This window comes from Clostridium sp. ZBS2 (genome assembly GCF_023845855.1).
GTDB lineage: Bacteria > Bacillota > Clostridia > Clostridiales > Clostridiaceae > Clostridium > Clostridium aquiflavi.
In genome coordinates this window covers 30,360-56,407 of the sequence record NZ_JAMQIF010000014.1, presented here as the reverse complement: position 1 = coordinate 56,407, position 26,048 = coordinate 30,360, and the positions used below count along the sequence as shown (strand labels likewise).

Genomic DNA, 26,048 nt, shown 5'->3' with positions numbered 1-26,048 from the left:
AAACTGCACAAAACTACTTTGATTAAATCTCTCTTTTAAAGCAGCTCCTAACAAAATATGTTCTGTGCTATTACAGTCTTTGCTTGGAGCTTAATGCAATAACTAGTTTTTGTGTTAAGTTTTTCATATGTTCTCTCCTAACTATTGATTTATATATTTACTAAATCTTAAACTCTAAATACTAATTATTCAACAGTCCAATTTCAGTAAAAACCTCACTTATTTGTGATACGGTTCTCCGTATCAGTTACAAATGAGGTTTATTCTATTTACTCCCCTTATAGTTCTCTCTTATAAATGGTTCTTGAACCTTCTTATCTAATAACTCTTTATAATTTCCAACTTTCCTATATGCATTTCCCTACGTTTCCCTTTAATAAACTTTTTACATCCTATACCTATCTACTTCTCTTTGTACTTTATATAGTTTCAATCTCAACTTTTATTGCTGTAGCACCTTCTAGTTGAATCCAGTTTAAATTCGCTTTGAATTCTGTAGTAACCTTATCTAAATTACATATGTTTTCTATAACATACGCTCCTTTATTTTCAACATATTTGTCTATTGCTACGTGAGCTTTGCCATGTTGTATTCCACTTAAGTCAATACCTATTAATTTTATATTACACTCTAATAATTTATCTATAAGCTCATTAGTTAAATATGGACTTGCTTTAGAATTAAAATATTCTTCACTTCCATATCCATAATTTTCTAAATATCCGGTTCTAAATATTACGAAAGAATTTTTTTTAATTGATATACTGTCTAATATATCAATATCTATAATATCTAGATTTCTAACATCTATTACAGTAACATCTATTTCTACTGGTAACTCTATATTTGATAGATTGTAGCAATCTATATGCGTTCCTATATGTTGTCTTTGATGTGCTGGTTGTGAGTCTCCCCATTTTAATATTTTCTTTGGAATATTAAATTCCGTTAAATGTAAATTCATATTATATATCTCCTTCTGATTCTATTATTTCATCTAAATAGTTATTAAATTTTATTAAGAAACTAGCTACAATTTCTTGGTCTTGCTTAGTTATGCTTTTAAAAAATTTATTATTTCTTTCTTCCCACTGCTTATGTTTTATTTCATGATATTTGTATAATTTTTCTCCCAATTCTGTTAACTTAAAATATATTTCTTTATCATTCTTAGGCTTTTTATATTTATCAATAAGGTTATTATTCAAAAGTTTTTTGCACAATTTACTTATTGCACCTCTCGTCATATTCATACTTTGAGATATTTTAGTAACATTAGGATCTTTTATTTTTCCTATAAAATCTAAACAATGTATTTCTGAAACTCCATAATTTTCATATTCACCTTTAAATGCTAATTTTCCTAGAGTTTCTTCCTTTTCATATATATTTTTTAAACTCTTCATAATAATATTATTATCCACTTAAAAAACCTCCTTTAGAGTTCTAACTAAACAGTCTTTATGATTTTTGTTTCCTTGGAAATAATATTATAATATTTTTGTTTCCTTGTCAACATTTTGTTCAACTCAATTTGTTGCGTAAATCTTGTAATTTTATATAACCTCAAAAAAGCTATAGAAATCATTCCATAGCTTTTTGAGTATTATATTTTAATTATACAAATTTAGTAAAGTTTGCATTTACTTATGATACGGTTCTCCATTACTTATTCTAAATGCTCTATATATTTGTTCTAATAGCATAACTCTGAAAAGTTGATGTGGAAATGTCATTTTACTAAAGCAAAGACTATGATTAGATCTTTTTAAAACAGCTTCACTTAAACCTAAGCTTCCTCCAATTACGAAGCATAAGTTGCTATTACCTCTTACTCCGCAATTATCAATGAATTTAGATAGTTCTTCTGATGACATCATCTTACCTTTAAGATCTAATGTAATTACATACATATTATCTTTTATAGAATTTAAAATCTTATTGCCTTCTTTATCTTTTATGATGAGTTCGTCCTTTTCAGACGCATTGTCTGGAGTTTGTTCATCTTGTAGCTCCACTATATTTAATTTACAATAACGAGATAATCTTTTAGAATACTCATCTATAGCATGTTTCAAGTATTTTTCTTTAAGTTTTCCTACTGAAATAATTGTTATATTCATATTTTCTCCTTAGTTTTAGTCTCATAATCTATTTTATTTTCACCTTATATTTTAGGTAATTATTAATATTTTAGTACAAAAATAAGCTCGTAAAATTTAATCTTTTCTACAAGCTAAGATATAAAACTAAAAGTTCTACCTATACTAAAATACTAATATACACTTAAAACACAATTCTGTTTTAATAGCCTAAAGTTTCATTTATAAATATTACATGTATTCTATCTTTATCAATTTGTCTCTTAATTAATGTGTATTCATTACAAATTCTTTCTTTGCTATTACAGTCCATGCATTTTCCTATTTTTGAGCATGGTGTAGCCTTGTTTAATCTTTTTGTATTTGCTGGTGCTGATACTTCTTTATTTCTTTTAATTGCATCCTCTATAGTTGGAACTATCTTATTTACGCCTGCAATTATTATTACTTTTTTTGGTCCATAAAGAATAGCTGCTACCCTATTACCATTACCATCAACATTATAAATTTCACCTTTTTCAGTAATAGCATTTGAGCTTGTGAAATAAGCATCTGAAAGAAATGCTTGTCTGTATATTTCATTTACTTCTTCACGTGTGATATTAGGTTTATTTCTATCTAATAAATTGTATTTTCCATTCTTAAGATAATCCATAACCCCACATTCAAATAAGGTCATTGATCCTCCAAATGCAATTTTATTACCTGGTTCTATTATATTTTCTATAATACCTATTAAGTCATCTTTAGATTTAGCAAAATACCCATTCATATTACTTTTTCTTAACTCATCTATTGTTCTTAATATTTTTTGTTCATTTACCCACATAATATTATTGTCCATATTATCACCCCACGCTATATTGTATTTATAATCCCAATCAATCATATTGAGTATAAATCATAATATCATTATACAAAATTTACCATATAGAAATCAAATAATATCCCTATAATATTTTCACTTAATTTTAAAATGTATATTATCTTTTATTAATAAAAGGTTTACTGTATTTATCAACTAATACCCAAAAGAAACATAGTTGATTATGAATTTAAATTCTTATATATTTTTACAGTGGTTGTCCATTAAAATTTTCTATATATAAATAAAAGGGATCATTGTAGATCCCTTTTTAGAAAACTATTTACCACAACACTTTTTATATTTCTTTCCGCTTCCACATGGACAATCGTCATTTCTTCCAACTTTTTCATTATTTCTAATGATTTTAGAATCTCTAAATTGTTTTTGAATTTCTTTTCTCTTTTCTTCTGAGAATATTCCATCCCATTGTGGTAAAGTGTAAAGATATTCAGCTTTTGCATCTAACATATTATAATATAAATTTTCTAAATCAATATCTAATACTAATTCAGTATTTTCATCTAAATTTTCTAAATCATATTGATTTTTTAAACTATCATTTATTCCATCAATGAATCCCATTATAAATTCTAATGAAGAATCATATTCTTTTGCTAAACCAGCAATTGTTGTCTTCTTAGGTTCTTTATGTTTTGCTAATAAATCTTTATAAATGCTTTTTTCTAACTTACTATATTCTTGCCAGAAAGCATTTTCTCCCTTAGTTTTTACATAGTCTACAACCATATTAGTCCAATCTGTATATAAACTCATTTTTAAAATCCTCCCTTAATGTTGCTTTTGTTTTATATTTATAAATTTATTTTATAGTAACCAATTTAAAATTCTATAAATTCACTAGGTTCATGTCTATTTGCCATAGTTAATGTTATGTCATTCTTTTCATTAATTCCATTTTCTCTTAATACATTAACTACTGTTTGATATGCTAAATCAGGTTGATTATTAGTACTGCTTAAATGTCCTAAAATAACCTTCTTATTAAAGCCATTCTTTAATATTTCTACAATAGCTTCACCGCAATCATCATTAGATAAATGTCCTATCTCACTTAATATTCTTCTTTTTAAGCTATACGGATATGGTCCATATTTAAGCATACTGACATCATGATTACTTTCAAGTAAAATAATTTCTGATTCTTTAATATTATCATATATTTCTTTTGTAAATGTTCCTAAATCAGTTGCTACACTAACTTTTTTATTTTTGTTAGCAATAGTATAACCCATAGGAGATATTGAATCATGAGGAATATTAAAGGCTTTCACATCTAAGTCTTTAATTTGAGTAACTGATCTTTTATCAATTACCTTTATATTATGCTCTTTTATCTTTCCAATTAATGATTCCATAGCACTCCAAGTGTTGGCATTTGCATATATTGGTATATCATATTTTCTTGATAAAACTCCAACACCCTTTATATGATCACTATGTTCATGTGTTACAAAAATACCATCTAAATCATTTGGTGACTGATTTATTGATTTCAATGCTTCATCAATTCTTTTACCTGGAAGTCCAGCATCTATTAATATTTTTGATTTTTCAGAAGCAACAAACATACTATTCCCACTGCTTCCACTGTATAAAGAACAGAATATCATTTAAATTCCTCCTATGATAACATAAAAAGCCACTCTATTCTACTGTAGTTCTCTTTATATCCGCTCCTAAAGCTCTTAATTTATTTTCTATATGTGGATATCCTCTATCTATATGTTCTATACTTGTTATTTCTGTTCTTCCTTCAGCTAATAAACCAGCTATAACCATAGCAGCTCCAGCTCTTAAATCAGTTGCTTTTACTACTGCTCCAGTAAGTCTTTTAACACCCTCAATAATAGCTACTCTACCTTCAACTTTTATGTTAGCGCCCATCTTTTTAAGTTCATCTATATGTTTATGTCTATTTTCCCATATAGACTCAGTAACTATACTCTTTCCAGAAATAACGCTTAATAAAGCTGACATAGGTTGTTGAATATCAGTCGGGAATCCTGGATAAGGGGTAGTCTTTACGTTTACTGCTTTTAGTTCATCACTAGCACAAACCCTTATACAATCATCATCTTCTTCAATTACTGCACCCATTTCTTTAAGTTTTGCTGAAATTGATTCTAAATGCTTTGGAATAACATTCCTCACATAAACATCTCCACGAGTTGCAACAGCTGCTATCATAAATGTACCAGCCTCTATTTGGTCAGGTATAACGCTATAAGAACAACCTTTTAGTTTTTCAACACCTTGTATTCTAATAACATCAGTACCAGCACCTTTAATATTTGCACCCATTGAGTTTAAAAAATTAGCTACATCAACTACATGTGGTTCTTTTGCCACATTTTCAAGAGTAGTAACACCATCTGCTAATGTTGCTGCAATCATAACATTTATTGTAGCACCTACTGATACTACATCAAAAAATATATTTGTTCCTTGTAATTTTTCTGCTTTCACTATTACAGCACCATGTTCTATAGTAACTTCTGCACCAAGAGCTTCAAATCCTTTTATGTGTTGATCTATAGGTCTAACACCAATTGGACATCCACCAGGTAACACAACCTTTGCTTGCTTAAATCTTGCTAATAAAGCTCCTATAAAGTAATAAGAGGCTCTCATTCTTCTTACATCCTCAGTTGAAGCATCAAAATTACTTACATTTGTACTATCTATTTCTAATGTATTATTATCTATTTTTACTGTATTACAACCTAAACTTTCTAATATTCTTTCAAGGCAATGTACATCTTCAATATCTGGTATATTATCAATTACACATTTTCCTTCACTGGCCATTATTGCTGCTGGTAATATTGCTACAGCTGCATTTTTAGCACCATTGATCTCAACAGAACCTCTAAGAATATTCCCTCCATTTATTATCAATCTTTCCATCGAATTCACCCTATTCATAAAATCTATATTTAAATACGTCAAACTCCTGATTATATCTATATTTTCATTAGACATTATTGTCCTATTATATTTATTAAAATCTACTTTTATCATTATATCATAAACTTAATTTATTTAAATATATTTTTTTCCTTATATTAATAGTTTTTTAAACATTTTACTTAATAAATTTCCTTTTTATAATATTAAATGTAATATAGTCAAATTTTAACGATATAAATTATGGGTATTATGTAAAATTATTTACTTAATTACATTTTTATTATTATCATTCATATTTTAATTATTCTTCTATTTTTTTATTTGTTCTATTGTGTTATAATTTATTAAAACTTTGTAATAGCAAGACATTAGTTTAGATTGTGAGGTTTACATGAAGTATTATATAGTTGCGGTATTTGATGATGAAACATATCAATTAATTTCACCTATTCAAAAAAATATGTCAAAAAAATTTAGAGGCAATAGAAATTCACCTATGCCATTTATTCCTTTATGTATTGTTGATAATCCTAATTTCGATAAACTTTATCCGATTATAAACAAAATTATATCGCCATATAAAGTTTTTAGGATTGATGCTTTGGATTCTGTTTATGTATACGATAATACTAGAAGCGTTAATTTAAGGATTGATAATAGAGGATATATTAAGAGAATTTCTCGTGCTCTTAGTGACATGCTTATTTTAAGTGGATTTAATATTAAAACATTTGATGAAAATTTTGTTTCTCTATCAAATTTAGGTTATATATCAAAAGACTATAAAAAGCAGGATATAAAGTTAAATTTTCCATACCTATATAAAAATAATCCTTATATAAAATTAAAGATTAAAAAAATAGAAGTTTGGAAAATACCTACATCTAAAAAAGATTTACCGTTAAAATCATTTGTTTTAAAAAAATTTTAAATATATTTATTTGTTTTAGTAAAAGAGAATTTGATAATTAATCATTCCCTTTTACTATTATTTTTTGTATTTTTAAGAAAATTTAAAATATTTTTTATTGTATTCGTTTTCTCCACTTTCTTTTATTTTAAAATTTTTGTAAAATAAAAATAATGATTTATTAAAGTAGGGGGATTCAGTATGAATGTTAAAGACCTCTTTGAAACTCAAAGAATAATAAATAAAAATTTAACATTAAATAATCAATTAGATGACTGTAAGATTCAAACTAGAAAATATTTGGAATTCAACGTTAAGATTAGCGAACTAGCTAATGAAACTAAATGCTTTAAATACTTGATGGATACTAACAATTTTATAGATATGCAAGTTGTATTTAGAAAATATGTATCCTGTTTATCGCAAATTATTACTATCGGACTAGATAATAATTATTCTGATATAACTGAGATTGATGTAAAACCTAATGACTACTGTTTAAGTGATCAATTTTTAAACTTATATATTGATATAAACGATTTAATTATATCACCATCAAAAGATCACTACCTTACTTTATTCGAAGACATCTTAAGTTTAGCAATAACCTTAGGATTTACTCAAACTGAACTAAAAAATGAATTTTCTAAAAATACGTATGAAAAAGTAGCTCTTTAATTTGGAGCTACTTTTTTTATTGTTTAAAAAATTATAAATCATATAGTTTATAATTCCAAAAATCACCTTCACATTTTTTTTATAAACTTAATATTTGCCTCATAGTAAGGACATAATATTTTTGAGGTGATTTTTATGATGGGCATAATATATGCTATAATTTCTGGAATTTCAATGAGTTTACAAGGCGTATTTAACACAAAATTAGGTGAAAAAATAGGAATTTGGGAAACAAATGTTATAGTACAGCTTACTGGACTAATTTTAACTTTAGTTATATCTTTTTTTTGTGGAAAAGGGAGTTATTCTAATATAAAAAATGCTAATAAGATATTTCTTTTAGGAGGAGCACTTGGAGTTGTTATTATATTTACTGTAATGAAAAGCATTGGTGGAATGGGTACTACCTTTGGTATAGGTACTATATTAATAGCTCAACTCTTAGCAGCAGGAATAATTGATGCCTTTGGATTGTTTGGCACTGAAAAAATCAAATTTACACTTCATGAATTTTTAGGAATAGCAATTATGATAGTTGGAATTATAATATTTAAATGGAAACACTAATTTAATCGTTGTATAATATTTTTGAATTACATATTTTAAATACGGTAATTGATATATGGAATAGGTAAAGTGGCATTGTAATTTAATTTTGATAATTCTGCTAAGCTTTACTTATTCATATATCAGTACTCTACTAAAAAATATCCAAAATAAAACAATCATTTAAATATAGAAAGGACCTTCTATGTCAAATTTTTTTAAGAATATAAATTTTTTATTTAATTTAACTAACAACAATTTAAAGGAATATTTTAAAGAGAAAAATGCTATTAAATTTGATCAACTACAATTTAACTCTGTTAATTGGTTTGGTCATGCTACAACAGTTATAAACTTAAGTGGAAAAGTAATTATAACTGATCCTGTATTATCCGATGTATTAGGTTATTTTAAAAGAGTTGTTCAAAAACCTAATTACTTAAAAGATTTAAAAATAGATTATATAATCCTATCTCATGGACATATGGATCATATGCACTTTCCATCTCTTAGTAAACTAAATAAAGATGCTATTGTTATAGCGCCTAAAGGATATAAGAAAATCCTTAGATTATTAGGATTTAAAAATGTATTTCTTTTGCATCCTAATGAAACCTATGAAGATGATAATATTAAAATAACTGCATATGAAGCAAATCATGATGGAAGAAGATTTTATGTAGGAATTGATGATGAAAGCTTATCTTATCTAATTGAAAGAAACGATAAAAAAGTTTTTTTTGCTGGTGATACTGCATTTACTGATAATTTTAAAGGAATTGTATCTGATATTGCTTTAATGCCAGTTGGATGTTATATTCCAGAAAGATTTTCTCATATGCATTGTACTCCTCTTGAATCTTATGAAATGTTTAAAATGATGAATTCCAAAGTAATGATACCTATTCACTATAAAACATTTATAATATCATTAGAAGATTTCAATGAAACTGAATTGATATTAAAAAACTTAAAAGATAATAATATAAAGATAATTGATATTGGAGAAACGTTTATTTTCTAGTCTTATTCTTTATATAAATACTTATATTATATATTTCTAAATATAATTGTAAATATTTTAGTTAACTTGTGTATTAACAAAACACCTATTATTCATATACTATATATTGAAATAAATAATTGGGAGAAGAATATGTTTGCATTTTCATATAAAAATAAGCTAGATCCTAATTTAAAACACTATATGTCTAATAATTGTTATAAAAATTATCGAGTGCTGATAAAATATAAAAATTTTCAATCCTCTATAGAGAAAAAAGTTACATCATATAAAGGTAAATTACATCATGTTATAAAATGTTCTAATTTAATAAGTGCTACTTTAACTTCTAAAGGTATTGAAAGAATTGTTGAATATCCAGAAATAGAAAAAGTTTATTTAGACGAATATTTATTTCTTTGCGGTATGAGTGTTGCTACAGCTAACAAAGTACACTTTTCAGAGAAATATAAGTTGTCAGGAGCTGGTGTAGGAATTGGGATTGTAGATAGTGGTGTATTTCCACATCCTGATTTAATATCTCCTAGCAATAAAATATCATTATTTGTTGATTTAATTAATGATTTTAATTATCCTTACGATGATAATGGTCACGGTACATCAACTAGCGGCATTTTATGTAGTAGTGGACTTGCCTCAAATAATATGTACAAAGGAATAGCACATAAAAGTAAATTATTTTGTTATAAAGCTTTTGATAAACTAGGAAAGGGTTTTGCTTCTGACATATTATATTCAATAGAATCTTTAGTAGAAATCTCTAAAGAAAATAACATAAAAGTATTATGTCTACCATTTGAATTATTAAGTCATAATACATTTATCATCTCTTGCTTTGATTTGACATTTAAATATGCAATATTAAATAATGTTATTCCTATAGTACCTAGTGGAAGTACATTAAATAACTCGTCTTCTATTATGGGAATATCTACGTGTGATAATTGTATTACAGTTGCAGGCTTAGACAGCACTACTCCGATAATAAAGCCATATACCTTTTCTTCATCAGGTCCATTTGGAAAATCTGGAAAGCCTAATTTATCTGCTTCTTGTGTAAATATAGTTTCATTGAACAGTGATACTAATTACTTAAGTGAAAAAAATGGCTTAAAGATTTATCCTAAAAAGCTTGAAGCACCATATAAAACTTTTACCGGAACATCACTTGCCGTATCATATGTTAGTGGATTATGTGCTTTGCTATTTGAAAATAATCCTGAACTAACTTTTAATGATTTAACTTCACTATTAAAAGTTGCATGTGATCCTGTTGATGATATTCCTAAAAATATTTGTGGTGAAGGTATTATAAATATTGATACATTGATGCCCTAAATTATAAAAATAATAAATACTATAAATATTTTTAGTATTTATTATTTTTTTATTTGGCTCTATATATTAGTAGAGTGTTGATATAGATCTTTTTATTTATTGCTTTATATATGACTCTGGGTTTATTGGAGTTCCCTTTGATCTTAATTCAAAATGTAAATGAGGTCCTGTACTTCTTCCAGTACTACCAACAGCACCAATAACATCTCCTTTTTTTATTTCTTGTCCTTTCTTCACATGAATTGAGCTTAAATGACCATAAAGTGTTTCTAATCCATCTTCATGTTTTATTTTAATCATATTACCATATCCGCTTACAACTCCAGCGTCTTCAATAACCCCATCAAAAGCCGCTGTAACAGGGTCCCCTGTATTCCCTGCTATATCTATTCCATTGTGAGTCTTCCCCCATCTTGGACCAAATTTAGATGTGATGTATCTACCTCTAGTTGGATATTGTAAAAATGTTGCTTTAGTTCCAATTGGAGTTTTGCTACCTCTATATTCAATCCTATCTTTAGCTTCTTTTGTTACATATTCTGAAATTATATTTTCATTCAGCTTTTCTCCATTACGGTAAGTAACTTCAGCAGTAACTTTTTTGCTACCAGCCTCGCCTTCTTTGATATTGTTTTCTCCTATATACATAGAATCATCTCTTTTTATTTGTGTTTTAGGCGCTACAGTTACTTCTTTTTCTTCTTTAATTTTAACATCTACTTTTATATTTTCATCATTTATCATATTGTCAACTATTTGCTTAATATCATTTACATTTGAAATTGGAACTTTAACATCTGAGTATTTTACATTAGCATTAATCTCAGTATCAAGTACAGAATCTAATTTTATATTAAACTTATTTAAATTTTGCATTATGAAATCTTTAAAAACATCACTAGCTTCATTTTCATTGAATACTATTCCGTAATCTTTATTATTTATGTTTATTAACTTTGCATCAACTTCATCATTAATGATTTTCTTTATATTCTTTTTAATATTTTCTTCACTAGATTTTTCTATATTTTCTTTGTTAGTCTTAAATCTTAATTTCTTATCTTGTACTAAATCAGTACCTAGTCTTTTATTTAATTCATCATTAACCTCACTATACATTTGCTTAAATTCTTTCTTATCATAAATATAACCTACTAGCCTTCCATCAACATATGCTTCAAATACCTTATTAGAATTTGCATTTGCTATTAAAATTATTGAATTAAATATAACTGTAAGACAAATTATAAATTTAATTACTTTCATTTTTCTCGTGTTCATAATTTAATCCTTTCACTTTTATAATTAAAAATACAATTTATAATCTATCCTATTACAAACAAATTTATTCATTAGTTTAAAGTATTAGTTGTTTTCTGTATTCATTGTGGTTATAATATTGGTTTGTTATAATAATTTACAAAGACTTTATTATGAAAGGTAGGTAGTGATAAGTATGAGCACTTTTATGCTAAAAAATAAGGTACCAACATTTACTCCTATAAGTAATATTTTTATCGAAAAGTATATGCCTAAAGCTAGAGGAGAATTTATAAAAGTTTATTTATTAATGCTAAAGTATAATACTTGTAACGAATTAGGAGTCAGCTCATCAATACTAGCATCCTCTCTTAATTTATTAGAATCTGATATTATGAATGCCTTTAATTATTGGAATGATGAAGGAGTAATAAAATTTACTCCTATTGATAACATGGGAAATTTTAATATAGAATTCTTAAATTTATCAGAAGAAAATTTAGATGATTCAAAACAAGTTGATTTACTTAATGCACTTGATGAAAATAATACAAAAGATATGTTAAAACATATAGAAAAGTTACTTGCAAGACCACTATCCCCTAAAGAAATGTCAATTTATTTAAATTGGCAAAGGGAATTAGGTTTTTCCTCAGAACTAATTTTAATATTAATAGAATATTGTATATCTAAAGGAAAGTCTGATGCAAGATATATAGAAAAAGTTGCTTTATCTTGGCATGATTTAAAGATAAGAACCATTGATCAGGCTCAAAATTTAATAAAGAAAACAGAAGATAAATGGTTAAACATAAGAAAAATACTAAATTATCTTGGTATAAAAAATACTGAAATTATGAAACCTCAACAAGATATTATAGAAAAATGGCTTTTAGTTTATAAATTTCCTACAGAGATTATATTTAAAGCCTGTGATATATGTTTTGAAAGGTTAAATAGGGCAGACTTTAAATATATCGATGGTATATTATCTAACTGGTATAAGAATAATATAAAAACATTAGAGGATATAGCACTTAAAGATAAAACCCCTAAAAATAAAAATTATAAAAAAACTAACTATTCTTCTGAAAAGCCACCTCTTAAGTTTAATAACTTTGAAGCAAGAGAATATGATTATGACTCTTTAGAAAAAAAATTACTAGGATGGGATAATAATGATTAATGGATATCAAGCAGAAATCTTAAAAACATATGAGAATATTAGAGAAAATGAAGCCAAAAATCTAAAATTAAGAAGGCTAGAAGTATCTAATATATGCCCTGAAATTTTAGAGTTGGATAATGAAATACAAAGAATGTCTTTAAGAATGTCTTTAGAAATCATAAAAGCTGATGACAGTGAAAAAACATTAACACAATATAAAGAAAAAATTACAGACTTAAGAGTAAGAAAATGTGAAATGCTCGTAGCAAATGGTTATGATCCTGAATATTTAAATTTAAAGTATACATGTAGCAAATGTAAAGATACTGGATTTATAGGTGCAAATAAATGTACTTGTTACAAACAAAAATTAATCAGATTACACTACAAAGATTCCGAATTAGAAAATACTATAAAAGAAAATAATTTTAATAATTTTGATTTAAATCTATTTTCTACCCATAGATTAGGTGATGAAAAGTATTCTCCAAGAAAAAATATTGAAAATATATTAGAATATGTTTTAAATGATTATATTCCGAACTTTTCATCTCAAAATATAAATTTATTATTCTATGGTAATCCCGGTAGTGGAAAAACTTATTTATCATATTGCTTATCTAAAGCAATATTAGATAAAGGTTATCTAGTTGTATATAAAACATCTGATGAATTAATTAAAAATCTAAGTGAAATAAGATTTAATAATAATGCCAATTTAGAGGCACTACTTTTAAATTGTGATTTACTAATAATTGATGATTTAGGTGCAGAACATTTAAATGAATTTTCTATAACAGAATTATTTAATATTATTAATAAAAGAATATTAACTAAAAAGAAAATGCTTATTTCTACTAATTTAACATTACCAGGTATAACAAAGCAATATACAGAAAGAATTGCTTCTAGATTACTTGGTGATTTTAAACTTTGTAAGTTCTATTCAGAAGATATAAGAATTAAGAAAAACCTACAAAAAAATAGATAAAAAAATAGCTTCTAATAATTTTAGAAGCTATTTATATATATAAAAGTAGTTATTGACGTTAAAAACAAAAAACTCTAGTTTTACTAGAGTTTTGTTGGCGACTCAGAAGGGGCTCGAACCCTCGACCTCCGGCGTGACAGGCCGGCACTCTAACCAACTGAGCTACTGAGCCATATTATTTTTTATGTTTTATGGTGGGCACAACAGGGCTCGAACCTGTGACCCTCTGCTTGTAAGGCAGATGCTCTCCCAGCTGAGCTATGCGCCCATAAGGATAAAAAATGGTGACTCCTAGGGGAATCGAACCCCTGTTACCACCGTGAAAGGGTGGTGTCTTAACCGCTTGACCAAGGAGCCATATTAATTTTTCGAAAATATTTTTTAAATGGAGCTGGCAATAGGAATCGAACCTACAACCTGCTGATTACAAGTCAGCTGCTCTACCGTTGAGCCATGCCAGCTAATTTAATTGGCGACTCAGAAGGGGCTCGAACCCTCGACCTCCGGCGTGACAGGCCGGCACTCTAACCAACTGAGCTACTGAGCCATCTTATGGTGGGCACAACAGGGCTCGAACCTGTGACCCTCTGCTTGTAAGGCAGATGCTCTCCCAGCTGAGCTATGCGCCCATAAGATAGAAAATGGTGACTCCTAGGGGAATCGAACCCCTGTTACCACCGTGAAAGGGTGGTGTCTTAACCGCTTGACCAAGGAGCCTTGGTTTTTTATTTTTCGTGACCGTGTTCCCGACCACATAGACTATAATACATAATTTTATATTATGTGTCAACACATTTTTTGATTTTTTTTATTATTATATTTTTATTTAGTGCTAAATCAACAATTTTTGCTCATTATTATAACTTCCTTTTATCTCATTAATAGCCTTCCCAAACCCAGATAACATCCTATTTCTATCCTGTATTTCTTTTTCAATTTTATTGATTTCATTAAAACAAATATTTAAAAAGTTTTCTTCAGAAACTTTATTGATATTTATGCTATACCCTTCTTTTTTGAAGTTTTGTCCTGAAGATAATACTTCTATAGGGAACTTATTATTTACAAATATTAATATTTCTTTATCCCATATACCCCTTCTATTTATCTTATATTTATCTTTTAATACATTTAATTCTATTACTTTTTCATTTATTTCATCTTCCAGGGACTCCAATAATGCCATATAAAAGAATACAGATATTCCTTTTGTCAGTTTAATTTTTAAAAATTGCTTATTGCTTATTAAAAATTCATCAACCTTGTTTTCAGGAATTAATTCTATATCTTCTATTTGAAATGTTTTTAAACCACTTCCTGTAGGATAATTTATTACAGCTTGATCAAAATTCATTCTTCTAATTTGAAAAACTGAATCATAGTCTTCTAGTTCTTTATTAATAACTTTTGCTTTCATAGCTAAAATCACCACTTCTTATAAATATTTTGGCTTTGTTTTAAGTTTATTATTCCTTGCTTTTAAGATTTATATTACTATGTTAGAATTTATTTAAGTAATTTAGAAAACACTTATATAAGTATTACTTTATAATTCATTTAAATATAAGGAGATTAACATATATGATTCATCATGATTTAATAGTTGTTGGCGGTGGAGCTTCAGGATTAATTGCTGCAATAATGGCTAAGGATTTAGGAAAAGATGTCGCTATAATAGAAGCAACTGATAGAATAGGTAAAAAAATTCTTACCACTGGAAATGGTAGATGTAATATATCTAATAATAATATCTGTTCTCCATTTGTTAATTTTCATAGCGAAAATAATAATTTTTTTACTAAAACATTAAATAAATTTACAATTGAAGATACAAAAAATTTATTTTTATCATTAGGTTTACCTATTGTAGAACTTGAAAATGGTAAGATGTTTCCAAAATCACTTCAGGCATCTTCAGTAGTTGATATATTGAGAATGTGTTTAGATGATAAAAATATTCCTCTATACACCAATTGCAAAGTTACAGATATAAGAAAATCAAAGAAATTCACCATTAATACAAATAATGAAGAATTTAAAGAATTTAGCTCTAGAAAATTAATTTTAAGCTGTGGTGGTAAATCTGCCCCTAAAACAGGATCTGATGGCTCTGGATTTAAACTTAGCAAAATACTAGGTCATAATATAGTAGAACCTCTTCCTGGCATTGTTCAGCTTAAATTAGACTATCCTTATTTGAAAGCATTATCAGGAATTAAATTTGATGGTGAAGTAAGTATTCTAGTTGATGGTGAAGTAATTAGAACAGAAAAAGGTGAAGTACTATTTACTGACTACGGAATATCAGGTCCACCAATTTTACAATTATCTTCATATGCTTCAAAAGCACTTTATAAGAACAAAGATGTAAAAATTAGTGTTGATATGTTCCCTAATGAAACAAAAGAAGAAATAGAGAATTTTATATACAGTCATTTTTCAATTTTTAACTATAGAGAAATTTCATCTTGTTTAATAGGTGTGATAAATAAGAAAATGATATCTACTCTTTTAAAGGATGTCGGTATTAAAGATATTCATTCTTGTTGCTCTGAATTAGATTGGAAGTATTTAAGTATATTGATTTCTAGATTAAAAAACTGGGAATTTAAATGCACTGGTACTAATGGATTCTCCAACGCTCAAGTAACACTTGGCGGAGTTAATACTAAAGAAATAGACGATAATATATTAGAATCAAAAATAGTGAAAGATCTTTATTTCTGTGGTGAAATAATGGATGTCCATGGTGATTGTGGAGGATTTAATTTACAATGGGCTTGGAGCTCAGGATGTTTAGCTGGTAAATCTGCTGCTGAAAAATAAATTTTAGTGTTTTAAAAACATAAAGCGATATCAAAGTATAAACATTAAACCCTACTTTGATATCGCTTTATTATCATTAATATTATTTTTTTATCCAATCTGCTTCTAAGAATGTTATTTCAGTTCCCTCATCATTTTTTATTTTATGATAAGTCTTTAAATTATTTTCATCTATTTGTCTTAAAGTCGCTGTTGACGAAATTGTTTTTCCATAAGTAGTTTCTTTAGCAAATAGCACTTTAATTCTATTTAATTCATATTCTTTTACTGTTTCAAGTGGAACTGCTTCAATGGCCCATTCTATATATTTTACGTTATTTACGTGCTTATTAGAGTCTATATCGCTATATCTGATTTGAAACTCTTTAATAAATTGTTCTTCTTCAACCTTTTCTATATCTTCCATTGATACATCATGATCTAAATCACCATCTACCCCATAAAATTCATATTGTTCTTTTTGTATTCTCATAGGTCTTCTCTTTTCAATATTTATTAAAAAGAATAGTGCTAATGCCTCTCCTATTAAAATACCATCTGAATCTTTAATAGAATATTTTCTTAATCCATAGAATTTTTTAAAACCTATAGCTTGTGTTGTTAAACTTATAGTTTCTCCAAACTTAGGATATCTGTACATTTTTATATCATACTTATAAAACACCCACGAACAATTATTCGTTGTACAGTATTCCATTCCTCCGCCTATTAATTCAGACTGTCTACTACCTACATCACATATATAGTTAATAATAGATGATAGCTTACATTTTAAATTTGAATCTACATCATAATAATTAACTTCATATTCTTTACTAAAAATCTTACCCATAATTATAATATTACTAAAGTAAAAATAATCCCTATTTACTGTGTAATATTTCCCCCCTCCTTTATATACATAATATCTATTATACTGCAAATTCTTCCTATATATAATGTTTTTTATACAGCACAGTTTAAATTTTTGTAAATCATAATTTAATAGTAAAAAGGCCATTGCATTTTTGCAACAGCCTCTTCTTTTTAAGTATTATTTATTTAATGCTTCTATTAATTCATCTAAATTAATTCCATGTACCATAGCAGCTTCTTCTATTGTTTCAGCTTGAGCTGATGGACATCCGACACATCCCATACCAAAGCTCATTAAAACTTCAGCCTTAGATGAATCATTTTTAACTACTTCACCAATTGTCATGTCCTTTGTTATCATATTTTTCACCTTCTTATTCATAAAACTCAATTCATACAAATATTATCTACTATGAATTATATTTTATACTAAAAGTAAAGTCAATAACATGAAAACTTAATATTATATACTATCTATTCTTATAGTTTGTTCTCTCTTTGGTCCAACACCTATTATAGAAATCTTAGTATCTGTAAATTCAGCTATTCTATTTAAGTATTTCTTAGCATTTTCAGGTAGTTCCTCATATGTTCTAGCTTCTGCTACACTATCATCCCAACCATCAAATTCTTCATATACTGGTTCACATTTAGCTAGATCTTCTAAACTTGCTGGGAAGTAATCTATAACTTTACCATCAAATTTATATCCTACACATACTTTTAATTTTTCTAATCCTGCTAGTGTATCTATCTTAGTAACAGCTAATGAAGTCAATCCACTTACTCTTGCAGCAGTTTTAACTATAACTAAGTCTAACCAACCACATCTTCTTGATCTTCCTGTTGTTACTCCATATTCATGACCCTTTTCTCTTATCCAATCTCCAGTTTCATCAACTAATTCTGTAGGGAATGGTCCTTTACCAACTCTTGTAGTATAAGCCTTTGTTATTCCTACTGCATTAGTTATCATGTTAGGTCCAATACCTATACCACTACATACACCACCAGCTGTTGTGTTAGATGATGTAACATAAGGATATGTTCCATAATCTATATCTAAAAGCATTCCTTGCGCACCTTCAAATAGTACAGTTTTGTTTTCTTTAATATTGTTATAAACATTAACTGAAGTATCTTGAACAAAAGGTCTTAATTTCTTTGCAAATTCTAAATATTCATTTAATATTTCACTAAAGTTTAAAGGTTCTCCACCTAATACCTTAGTAATATAGTCATTTTTCATTCTTATATTTTCTTCTAATTTTTCTTTAAAAACATCTTCATGCATAAGATCGCAAACTCTTATTCCACATCTTTCAAACTTATCTGTGTAACATGGACCTATGCCCTTTCCTGTAGTTCCTATATCATTTTTACCTCTTGCTTTTTCTTTTAAAACATCTAGTGTTTTATGATATGGCATTATAAGTTGTGCTCTATCACTTATGATTAATTTTTCTGGTGTAACTTTAACTCCTACACCTTCTAAATAATTTATTTCTTCAAATAGAGCTTTAGGATCTACTACTACTCCATTTCCAATAACATTTAATTTATCATCATATAGTATTCCTGATGGAATTAAGTGCAATTTATATTGCTTATCTCCAACTTCTACAGTATGACCAGCATTATTACCTCCTTGAAATCTAACAACAACCTCAGCTTCTTCTGCTAGATAATCTGTCATCTTTCCTTTTCCTTCATCTCCCCATTGGGCTCCTAAAACAATAAATGCTGACATTCGTTTGCCTCCTTAAATACAAGCTTTAATAGCTTTTATGTAAAAATATTTGGATGTTTATTTAATTTTTAAATAACTCTCCTTTTAAATATTAGCAAAGTCAAATCATATGGTCAACTAGGCATCGAATATTTTTTTGATTTTTTTAATAATAATTCGTATAATTGAATTATCATTAGAATTATACCGTTAAATTTTATAAAAACTATTAAGGAGTGTTGGTATGAATATTTATGAAGAATCTTTAAAGTTCCACAAAGAAAAAAGAGGTAAAATAGAAATTAAATCAACTTGTGAAGTAAAAAATTCTAAAGACTTAAGCCTAGCCTATACCCCTGGAGTAGCTGAGCCTTGTAGAGAAATACATAAAAATCCTGATAAAGCATATGAGTATACTAGAAAGTGGAATTCTGTTGCTGTTATATCAGATGGTACAGCAGTGTTAGGACTTGGTGATATTGGACCACTTGCAGCATTACCCGTTATGGAAGGTAAAAGTGTTTTATTTAAGGAATTTGCAGATGTTGATGCATTTCCTATAGTTTTAGATACTAAAGAAGTTGATGAAATAGTTTCTACTATTTGTAATATAGCTCCAACTTTAGGTGGAATTAATCTAGAAGATATTTCAGCTCCTAGATGTTTTGAAATAGAAAAGAAATTAAAAGAAAAATTAAATATACCAGTTTTTCATGACGATCAACATGGAACTGCTATTGTTGTTCTTGCTGGTATGATTAATGCTTTGAAAATAGTAAATAAAAATCTAGACGATATTAAAGTGGTTATAAATGGTGCTGGCTCTGCTGGAACTGCTATATGTAAATTGTTAATATCTTCAGGAGTTAAAAATGTTATTATGTGTGATATAAATGGAATAATTACAAAAGGTAAGGATTCTAATAATTCATATATGGAAGAATTAGCTCAAATAACTAATCCTAATAATGAGAGTGGTAACTTAAAAGATGCAATAAAAAATGCTGATGTATTTATAGGTGTGTCTGCTCCTAATATAGTATCAAAAGAAATGGTTAAGACTATGAATGAAAATGGAATAATATTTGCTATGGCAAATCCAACTCCAGAAATATTCCCTGAAGATGCAAAAGAAGCTGGAATTGCTGTAATGGGCACTGGACGTTCAGATTATCCTAATCAAATAAATAACGTATTAGCTTTCCCTGGCATATTTAGAGGTGCATTAGATGTAAGAGCATCAGAAATAAATGAAGAAATGAAAGTTGCTGCTGCTTATGCAATAGCTAATTCTGTTTCTAATGAAGAGTTAAGTGCTGAATTTATAATTCCTAAAGCATTTAATTTAGATGTTCAAACTATTGTTGCAGATGCTGTGAAAAAAGCTGCAATTGAAAGCGGAGCTGCACAAATATAACAATACTTAATTTAACTAAAATATTAGTTTTTATAAATTAAAGATATAACTTAGAAATTATTCAACAGTTATATCTTTAATAATTATATTTTAATTTATTACAATGCTTTATTGCCTCTTTCACCAGTTCTAATTCTCACACATTCTGCAATATCTATAACAAATATTTTACCATCTCCAACATCTCCAGTTCTTGCAATTTCCGAAATTAATGAAATAACTTCTTCTACCTTATCATCTTCAACAACCATTTTTACTTCTATTTTAGGCAATACATTTGTTATAACTTCACTACCTCTATGATATTCAGTCCAACCATATTGCTTTCCACACCCCATAACTTGGTTGATTGTCATTCCATTAATGTTTTTATTTTTTAAAGCTTCTTTAATCTCTTCAAGTTTTGAAGGTCTAATAACAGCTTCTATTCTCTTCACAATAAATTTCCCTCCTTAATCTAATCCAGTAAATGCAGGATAAGCAGATTCACCATGTTCAACAACATCAAGGCCATCAGCTTCTTCTGAACTTTCAACTCTAATATCACTAAATAATTTCATAACTTTTATAATTAAGAAAGTCATAATTCCTGCAAATATAATTGTTATTATAATGCTTAATATTTGAGCTATAAAAAGACGAGTATCTCCAAATAAAAGTCCATTCCATTGTGCCCCTGAGTTAATTGATGTATTACCAAAAAGACCAGTAGCAATAGCACCCCAAACTCCTCCCATACCATGACATCCAAAAGCATCAAGTGCATCATCATATCCAAATTTTGCTTTTACCCTTCCTATAAAAAAGAAACATATTGGTGATACAAGTGCTCCAATTATAATTGAAGACCAAATTGGAACAAATCCTGCTCCAGGTGTAATTGCAACTAACCCTACAACTGCGCCTGTTGCTGTACCAAGTACTGTTGGCTTACCATGTTTAACTTTTTCAATTAACATCCATGAAAGCATAGCAGCAGCTGCTGAAGTATTTGTTGTCATAAAAGCATGAACTGCAAGCGTTCCAGCTCCTAATGCACTACCGGCATTAAATCCAAACCATCCAAACCAAAGTAATGATGCTCCAAGTACTACAAGCGGTATATTGTGAGGCTTATATGACATCATACCATAACCTCTTCTTTTGCCAAGCATAATACAAGCTATGAGTCCTGAAATACCTGAACTAATATGTACTACATTACCACCTGCAAAATCAACTGCACCTAAAGCTTTAATTAATCCACCATCACCCCATACCATATGAGCCATTGGATAATAAACTAAAATTGACCAAGCTGCAATAAAAATAAATAATGATGAAAACTTCATTCTTCCTGCTAAAGATCCTGTTATAAGTGCTGGTGTTATTATTGCAAACATCATTTGAAATGCAGCAAAAAGCAATTGTGGTATATTACTTGCATATGCAGCATTAGGATGTGCTCCTACGCCAACAAGTCCTAATAAATTAAAACCACCTATTATTCCATGAAAATCATTACCGAATGACAATGAATAACCTATTAAAACCCACATTACAGATGCAAGACCACAACTAAAAAATGATGTCATAATTGTATTTAGCACATTCTTTCTTCTTTCCATACCACCATAAAAAAATGCAAGCCCAGGTGTCATTAAAAATACAAATGCTGAACAAATTATAATAAATGAACTATCTGCTAAATTAATTTCCATAAAAGTTCCCCCTTTAAATTAAAATTACTATTAATTTAAAAACTTTTAATTGCTAGCTTTAAAGTTTTAAATTTTTTTATAATTAATATAAAAAAAAGGAGTTAAAAAACTGCGAATGCATCGCATTTTTTAACTCCATTGTTTATGTTTTATAGTATATTATTCTCATATAATTTTGTCAATAATGTTTTAATATAAAATTTTGATTAACTTTTAAATATAATTTTGCTTACTTTTTATTAATTCATTTAACATCTGATATATTTTCTTACATTAAATATAAATGTTTATTATTTTTTATTACTCTTATATTTCAACATTTGATCATAATATTATAAATCCCATAGTTGCCATTAAATTTTTTAATCATTATAATTTGTAGTTTTTTTAATTTTATTTATAGATTTATATTTTTAAAAATTATTCACACAAATTTTCAAAATACTTATCCACATAAAATTTTTTTGAAATTTATCCACAATTCATAATTAAAAAGTTATCCCCAAAAAAAGTTTGAATTTTTGTCCACAAAACAGAGGGAGCAATATAATTTTTTATTTTTTATGATTAATTAAAAGAAAAACTATATTTATTTTTTTAAATTTTATAATTATATTTTTAATGTGTATTTATATATGCAATAGAGCTCTTAAGTTCAATTACTTAGTCCACTTCGCTTATGCATATATAAATACTCCATTAAAACATAATCTATTTCAGATACATTACATATTTTTAGACTTCTCTGCGCATTTATCCATAGCTTCTATAACACTGCTTCTAAAACCTAACTTTTCTAATTCAACTACAGCATCAATTGTAGTTCCACCAGGTGAACAAACTGCATCTTTTAATTCTCCTGGATGTTTTCCTGTATCTAAAACCATTTTTGCAGAACCCAATACACTTTGAGCTGCCATCTTATAAGCTTTATTTCTAGGTATTCCTAACTTTACTGCACCATCTGCCATAGCTTCTATAAACATAAATATGTATGCTGGTGACGATCCACATAAAGCAATAAATGCATGAAAATCTTTTTCTGATATTTCAACACATTCTCCAAAACTTTCAAATATCTTTTTACATACTTCCATATCTTCTTTAGATACATTTGCATTTGGACATATTGCAGACATTGCTTCTCCAACTAAGGCTGGAGTATTAGGCATACTTCTAATTATTTTATGCTTCTTGCTTATTAAATCTTCTAAATTTTCAATTGTAATCCCAGCTGCTACACTAATTATTAATTTATCTTCAGTTAAATAATCCTTAATTTCATTAATTACATCTTTAAACATATATGGTTTAACAGATAAAATAATTATATTAGAATTTTTGACTACATCTTTATTATTAATGCTAGCATTGATGTTGAATTTATCTTTCATATTGCTTGCTGAACTTTCTGTTTTTGTAGAAACAAATATGTTCTTAGATTCAAAAGATCCTGAATTAATTAATCCTCCAACCATAGAACTTCCCATATTTCCACAACCTATAAAACCAATTTTTCTATCCATAAATTAAGCCCCCATTTTTTTATTTTTATTACATTTTAAATGCGTGTTTTAAAATAACATTTTTAAATTCAATTACTCTGTACACCTACTTATGCATATATCAACACATTCTTAAAACATAGCCTATTTTTAAAATTTTCTCCACTATAATCATAGTATAGCTACTCTTCTATTTCATAAACTAATAATGACATTAGAAGGGAGGTTAATATCTATGAACAATGATTCTATGCTTTGTTATAACTCTTTATTAAATAAAGAAGATTTTATAAATTACTTTTTAGATAAAAAAACCTTAGACTCAAAAATTCCTAAGATTAACTTAAAAGAAACTTATAATTTTTATTATATAGATATATTATTTTCCTCTAATAGGAATTATTTTTTAGAAATCTTCTATAAGAATAATTTTTTAATTTTCGAATTTTATGAATATAATGATGTAAATTATAATTTTAGAAGAATTTATTATTTAGAAGATATTAATATAGAAGAAATCTCTCTTTTCAAAGAAAAAAAAGAAATTAAAATTAATATTCCTAAAGTAAAAAAAATTAGATGTATTTAAAAATAAAATTGCTAAATTGAGCTTTACTAGTTAGAAGTTGAGAAATGAGAGTTGAGAGTTTTAATTTAAAATCAAAGGCTTTAAAACGTATATTTTAAAATTCCAAATAAGAATTTTTTCTTGATTATCAGTATTGTCTTGAGATTTAAACTAAATACGCTCATTCTCAGTTTTTCACTAATAATATATCTTACCTGATATATTATTATTTTTAACTATTGATTTAAAAATAGTAATGTAAATATTTTTATTCTTTATGAATAACATCTAAATTTCCAAATTTACTGAATTGACCAAGCCATGCAAGTTTAGCTGTTCCTACTGGACCATTTCTTTGCTTTGCTATTATGCATTCAGCAATATTCTTATCTTCAGTTTCTTTGTCATAATACTCATCTCTATATAAGAACATAACAATATCAGCATCTTGTTCTATAGAACCAGATTCTCTTAAATCCGATAACATTGGTCTATGGTCTGCTCTTTGTTCTGGAGCACGCGATAATTGCGATAATGCTATAACTGGGCATTCCATTTCCTTTGCCAGCGCTTTTATCGATCTTGATATTTCTGATACTTCTTGTTGTCTATTATCACTACTAGTACTTCCAGACATAAGTTGTAAATAGTCTATAACTATTAAATCTATTCCATATTCCATTTTTAATCTTCTACATTTAGATCTCATTTCCATAACGGAAACCCCTGCTGTATCATCTATATAAACTTTTGCTTTAGATAATGGACCTGTAGCTCTAGCTATATTCTCCCAATCCTTATCATCTAACTCACCTGTTCTAAGTCTTAACATATCAACATTTGCTTCAGAACAAAGTAATTTATATGCTAATTGTTCTTTTGACATTTCTAAAGAAAATACAACTACGCTTTTTCCTTCTCTTAACGCTGCATGTTCTGCTATATTTAATGCAAATGTAGTTTTCCCCATAGATGGTCTAGCAGCAATAAGAATCATATCACCTTTTTGAAATCCTGATGTTTTAGAATCTAAATCTGCAAAACCAGAGCCTACCCCTGTAATTTCACCTCTATTATTAAAAAGTCTTTCTATTTCAAGAAAACCTCTTTCTAAAACGTCACTTAACGGTTCAAAATCCTTTGATGTTTTCTTTTCAGCTATATCAAATATTCTTTTTTCAGCTCCATCTAATACATTTTCAACTTCGCCTTGATTATTATAGCTGGATTCTATTATTGATGTTGAAGCCTTTATAAGTTTTCTTAAAACCGATTTTTCTTCTACTATTTTTATATAAGAAGATAAATTTGCTGTAGTAGGAACTGATGCACTTATTTCTGTTATATAAGTTACTCCACCTGCTCTTTCAAGCATTTCCGTACTTTTTAAGTTTTCTAATAAAGTAATTAAATCTACACCCATATCTTTTCTAAACATATCTAATATAGCTCTAAATATTACTTTATGACCATCTCTATAGAAATCTTCTTCTTCTAAGCTTTCTAAGACTTTAGCAATAGCAGATTTATCTATAATCATAGATCCTATTACCGATTGTTCAGCTTCTATACTCTGAGGTAAAGTTCTCATAACTTGTGATTCCAAAAACAGTCCTCCCTTTTTGAATTTA

26 protein-coding genes and 7 tRNA genes are annotated in these 26,048 nt (G+C 27.5%); 10 read left to right on the top strand and 23 right to left on the bottom strand.

The window, feature by feature from the left end; genetic code table 11:
• Positions 1 to 419 precede the first annotated feature (419 nt).
• The 7 genes from NG918_RS09025 to murA form a co-directional block, all read right to left on the bottom strand.
• Positions 420 to 965: a cyclase family protein gene (locus NG918_RS09025; RefSeq protein ID WP_252216427.1), complete on the bottom strand. Its 546-nt coding sequence runs from the start codon at positions 963 to 965 to the stop codon at positions 420 to 422.
• Between the two features lies 1 nt (position 966).
• The gene (locus NG918_RS09020; RefSeq protein WP_286673980.1) at positions 967 to 1,407 is read right to left on the bottom strand and encodes a MarR family transcriptional regulator; all 441 of its coding nucleotides are present in this window, start codon (positions 1,405 to 1,407) and stop codon (positions 967 to 969) included.
• Between the two features lie 237 nt (positions 1,408 to 1,644).
• A complete protein-coding gene (gene rlmH / locus NG918_RS09015) occupies positions 1,645 to 2,124 on the bottom strand; it encodes a 23S rRNA (pseudouridine(1915)-N(3))-methyltransferase RlmH (RefSeq protein ID WP_053342617.1) in 480 nt (159 codons plus the stop codon).
• A 181-nt stretch (positions 2,125 to 2,305) separates the two neighbouring features.
• Entirely contained in the window at positions 2,306 to 2,947 is a 642-nt protein-coding gene (locus NG918_RS09010) for a lactate utilization protein (RefSeq protein WP_252225714.1), read from the bottom strand.
• Between the two features lie 300 nt (positions 2,948 to 3,247).
• On the bottom strand, positions 3,248 to 3,745 hold the full coding sequence (locus tag NG918_RS09005; RefSeq protein WP_035783332.1) for an SEC-C metal-binding domain-containing protein: 498 nt from the start codon (positions 3,743 to 3,745) through the stop codon (positions 3,248 to 3,250).
• A gap of 65 nt (positions 3,746 to 3,810) precedes the next feature.
• Complete coding sequence (locus NG918_RS09000) at positions 3,811 to 4,602, bottom strand: MBL fold metallo-hydrolase (protein ID WP_252216419.1); 792 nt, start codon at positions 4,600 to 4,602, stop codon at positions 3,811 to 3,813.
• A 34-nt stretch (positions 4,603 to 4,636) separates the two neighbouring features.
• A complete protein-coding gene (gene murA / locus NG918_RS08995) occupies positions 4,637 to 5,899 on the bottom strand; it encodes a UDP-N-acetylglucosamine 1-carboxyvinyltransferase (RefSeq protein ID WP_252216415.1) in 1,263 nt (420 codons plus the stop codon).
• A gap of 394 nt (positions 5,900 to 6,293) precedes the next feature.
• On the opposite strand from murA, the gene NG918_RS08990 reads away from it, so the two are divergent.
• The 5 genes from NG918_RS08990 to NG918_RS08970 all read left to right on the top strand — a co-directional run bounded on the left by NG918_RS08990 (position 6,294) and on the right by NG918_RS08970 (position 10,398).
• On the top strand, positions 6,294 to 6,833 hold the full coding sequence (locus NG918_RS08990) for a hypothetical protein (protein ID WP_252216413.1): 540 nt from the start codon (positions 6,294 to 6,296) through the stop codon (positions 6,831 to 6,833).
• Positions 6,834 to 7,013: 180 nt separating this feature from the next.
• Positions 7,014 to 7,490: a dUTP diphosphatase gene (locus NG918_RS08985; RefSeq protein ID WP_252216411.1), complete on the top strand. Its 477-nt coding sequence runs from the start codon at positions 7,014 to 7,016 to the stop codon at positions 7,488 to 7,490.
• Between the two features lie 135 nt (positions 7,491 to 7,625).
• The gene (locus NG918_RS08980) at positions 7,626 to 8,057 is read left to right on the top strand and encodes a DMT family transporter (protein WP_252216410.1); all 432 of its coding nucleotides are present in this window, start codon (positions 7,626 to 7,628) and stop codon (positions 8,055 to 8,057) included.
• A 184-nt stretch (positions 8,058 to 8,241) separates the two neighbouring features.
• Positions 8,242 to 9,060, top strand: coding sequence for an MBL fold metallo-hydrolase (locus NG918_RS08975; RefSeq protein ID WP_252216409.1), 819 nt, complete (start codon positions 8,242 to 8,244; stop codon positions 9,058 to 9,060).
• Positions 9,061 to 9,192: 132 nt separating this feature from the next.
• The gene (locus tag NG918_RS08970; protein ID WP_252216408.1) at positions 9,193 to 10,398 is read left to right on the top strand and encodes a S8 family serine peptidase; all 1,206 of its coding nucleotides are present in this window, start codon (positions 9,193 to 9,195) and stop codon (positions 10,396 to 10,398) included.
• Between the two features lie 96 nt (positions 10,399 to 10,494).
• Here the strand turns inward: NG918_RS08970 and NG918_RS08965 are convergent, their stop codons facing one another.
• The gene (locus NG918_RS08965) at positions 10,495 to 11,679 is read right to left on the bottom strand and encodes a peptidoglycan DD-metalloendopeptidase family protein (protein ID WP_252216407.1); all 1,185 of its coding nucleotides are present in this window, start codon (positions 11,677 to 11,679) and stop codon (positions 10,495 to 10,497) included.
• Positions 11,680 to 11,854: 175 nt separating this feature from the next.
• On the opposite strand from NG918_RS08965, the gene NG918_RS08960 reads away from it, so the two are divergent.
• Positions 11,855 to 12,844, top strand: coding sequence for a DnaD domain protein (locus tag NG918_RS08960; protein WP_252216406.1), 990 nt, complete (start codon positions 11,855 to 11,857; stop codon positions 12,842 to 12,844).
• On the top strand, positions 12,837 to 13,817 hold the full coding sequence (locus NG918_RS08955) for an ATP-binding protein (RefSeq protein WP_252216393.1): 981 nt from the start codon (positions 12,837 to 12,839) through the stop codon (positions 13,815 to 13,817). Before NG918_RS08960 ends, NG918_RS08955 begins: the two co-directional genes overlap by 8 nt.
• A gap of 95 nt (positions 13,818 to 13,912) precedes the next feature.
• On the opposite strand, the gene NG918_RS08950 is transcribed toward NG918_RS08955, so the two are convergent.
• The 8 genes from NG918_RS08950 to NG918_RS08915 all read right to left on the bottom strand — a co-directional run bounded on the left by NG918_RS08950 (position 13,913) and on the right by NG918_RS08915 (position 15,234).
• Positions 13,913 to 13,989, bottom strand: a tRNA-Asp gene (locus NG918_RS08950).
• Between the two features lie 20 nt (positions 13,990 to 14,009).
• Positions 14,010 to 14,085: transfer RNA gene (locus tag NG918_RS08945), tRNA-Val, on the bottom strand.
• Positions 14,086 to 14,099: 14 nt separating this feature from the next.
• A tRNA-Glu gene (locus NG918_RS08940) sits at positions 14,100 to 14,174 on the bottom strand.
• A gap of 29 nt (positions 14,175 to 14,203) precedes the next feature.
• A tRNA-Thr gene (locus NG918_RS08935) sits at positions 14,204 to 14,278 on the bottom strand.
• 9 nt (positions 14,279 to 14,287) lie between these two features.
• Positions 14,288 to 14,364, bottom strand: a tRNA-Asp gene (locus NG918_RS08930).
• A gap of 6 nt (positions 14,365 to 14,370) precedes the next feature.
• Positions 14,371 to 14,446: transfer RNA gene (locus tag NG918_RS08925), tRNA-Val, on the bottom strand.
• 13 nt (positions 14,447 to 14,459) lie between these two features.
• Positions 14,460 to 14,534: transfer RNA gene (locus NG918_RS08920), tRNA-Glu, on the bottom strand.
• Positions 14,535 to 14,649: 115 nt separating this feature from the next.
• Entirely contained in the window at positions 14,650 to 15,234 is a 585-nt protein-coding gene (locus NG918_RS08915; RefSeq protein WP_252216499.1) for a hypothetical protein, read from the bottom strand.
• Positions 15,235 to 15,398: 164 nt separating this feature from the next.
• Between NG918_RS08915 and NG918_RS08910 the strand changes: the two genes are divergently transcribed.
• A complete protein-coding gene (locus tag NG918_RS08910; RefSeq protein WP_252216502.1) occupies positions 15,399 to 16,643 on the top strand; it encodes a BaiN/RdsA family NAD(P)/FAD-dependent oxidoreductase in 1,245 nt (414 codons plus the stop codon).
• An 82-nt stretch (positions 16,644 to 16,725) separates the two neighbouring features.
• On the opposite strand, the gene NG918_RS08905 is transcribed toward NG918_RS08910, so the two are convergent.
• From NG918_RS08905 to NG918_RS08895, 3 genes are all read right to left on the bottom strand, one after another.
• Entirely contained in the window at positions 16,726 to 17,475 is a 750-nt protein-coding gene (locus NG918_RS08905) for an acyl-[acyl-carrier-protein] thioesterase (protein WP_252216504.1), read from the bottom strand.
• A gap of 201 nt (positions 17,476 to 17,676) precedes the next feature.
• Positions 17,677 to 17,859, bottom strand: a complete 183-nt coding sequence (locus NG918_RS08900) for a DUF1858 domain-containing protein (protein ID WP_003371961.1) — start codon at positions 17,857 to 17,859, stop codon at positions 17,677 to 17,679.
• Between the two features lie 102 nt (positions 17,860 to 17,961).
• A complete protein-coding gene (locus NG918_RS08895) occupies positions 17,962 to 19,248 on the bottom strand; it encodes an adenylosuccinate synthase (RefSeq protein WP_252216506.1) in 1,287 nt (428 codons plus the stop codon).
• Between the two features lie 223 nt (positions 19,249 to 19,471).
• Between NG918_RS08895 and NG918_RS08890 the strand changes: the two genes are divergently transcribed.
• On the top strand, positions 19,472 to 20,644 hold the full coding sequence (locus NG918_RS08890; RefSeq protein ID WP_252216509.1) for an NAD(P)-dependent malic enzyme: 1,173 nt from the start codon (positions 19,472 to 19,474) through the stop codon (positions 20,642 to 20,644).
• Positions 20,645 to 20,742: 98 nt separating this feature from the next.
• Here NG918_RS08890 and NG918_RS08885 read toward each other — a convergent pair whose 3' ends face one another.
• From NG918_RS08885 to proC, 3 genes are all read right to left on the bottom strand, one after another.
• Positions 20,743 to 21,081: a P-II family nitrogen regulator gene (locus tag NG918_RS08885; RefSeq protein WP_252216512.1), complete on the bottom strand. Its 339-nt coding sequence runs from the start codon at positions 21,079 to 21,081 to the stop codon at positions 20,743 to 20,745.
• Between the two features lie 15 nt (positions 21,082 to 21,096).
• A complete protein-coding gene (locus tag NG918_RS08880) occupies positions 21,097 to 22,344 on the bottom strand; it encodes an ammonium transporter (protein WP_252216515.1) in 1,248 nt (415 codons plus the stop codon).
• Positions 22,345 to 23,069: 725 nt separating this feature from the next.
• Complete coding sequence (gene proC / locus NG918_RS08875; protein WP_252216518.1) at positions 23,070 to 23,870, bottom strand: pyrroline-5-carboxylate reductase; 801 nt, start codon at positions 23,868 to 23,870, stop codon at positions 23,070 to 23,072.
• A 214-nt stretch (positions 23,871 to 24,084) separates the two neighbouring features.
• On the opposite strand from proC, the gene NG918_RS08870 reads away from it, so the two are divergent.
• Positions 24,085 to 24,438 (top strand): protein phosphatase, encoded by a 354-nt coding sequence (locus NG918_RS08870; protein ID WP_252216520.1) that lies wholly within the window; start codon positions 24,085 to 24,087, stop codon positions 24,436 to 24,438.
• A 247-nt stretch (positions 24,439 to 24,685) separates the two neighbouring features.
• Here the strand turns inward: NG918_RS08870 and NG918_RS08865 are convergent, their stop codons facing one another.
• On the bottom strand, positions 24,686 to 26,023 hold the full coding sequence (locus NG918_RS08865) for a replicative DNA helicase (RefSeq protein WP_252216523.1): 1,338 nt from the start codon (positions 26,021 to 26,023) through the stop codon (positions 24,686 to 24,688).
• Between the last annotated feature and the right edge of the window lie 25 nt (positions 26,024 to 26,048).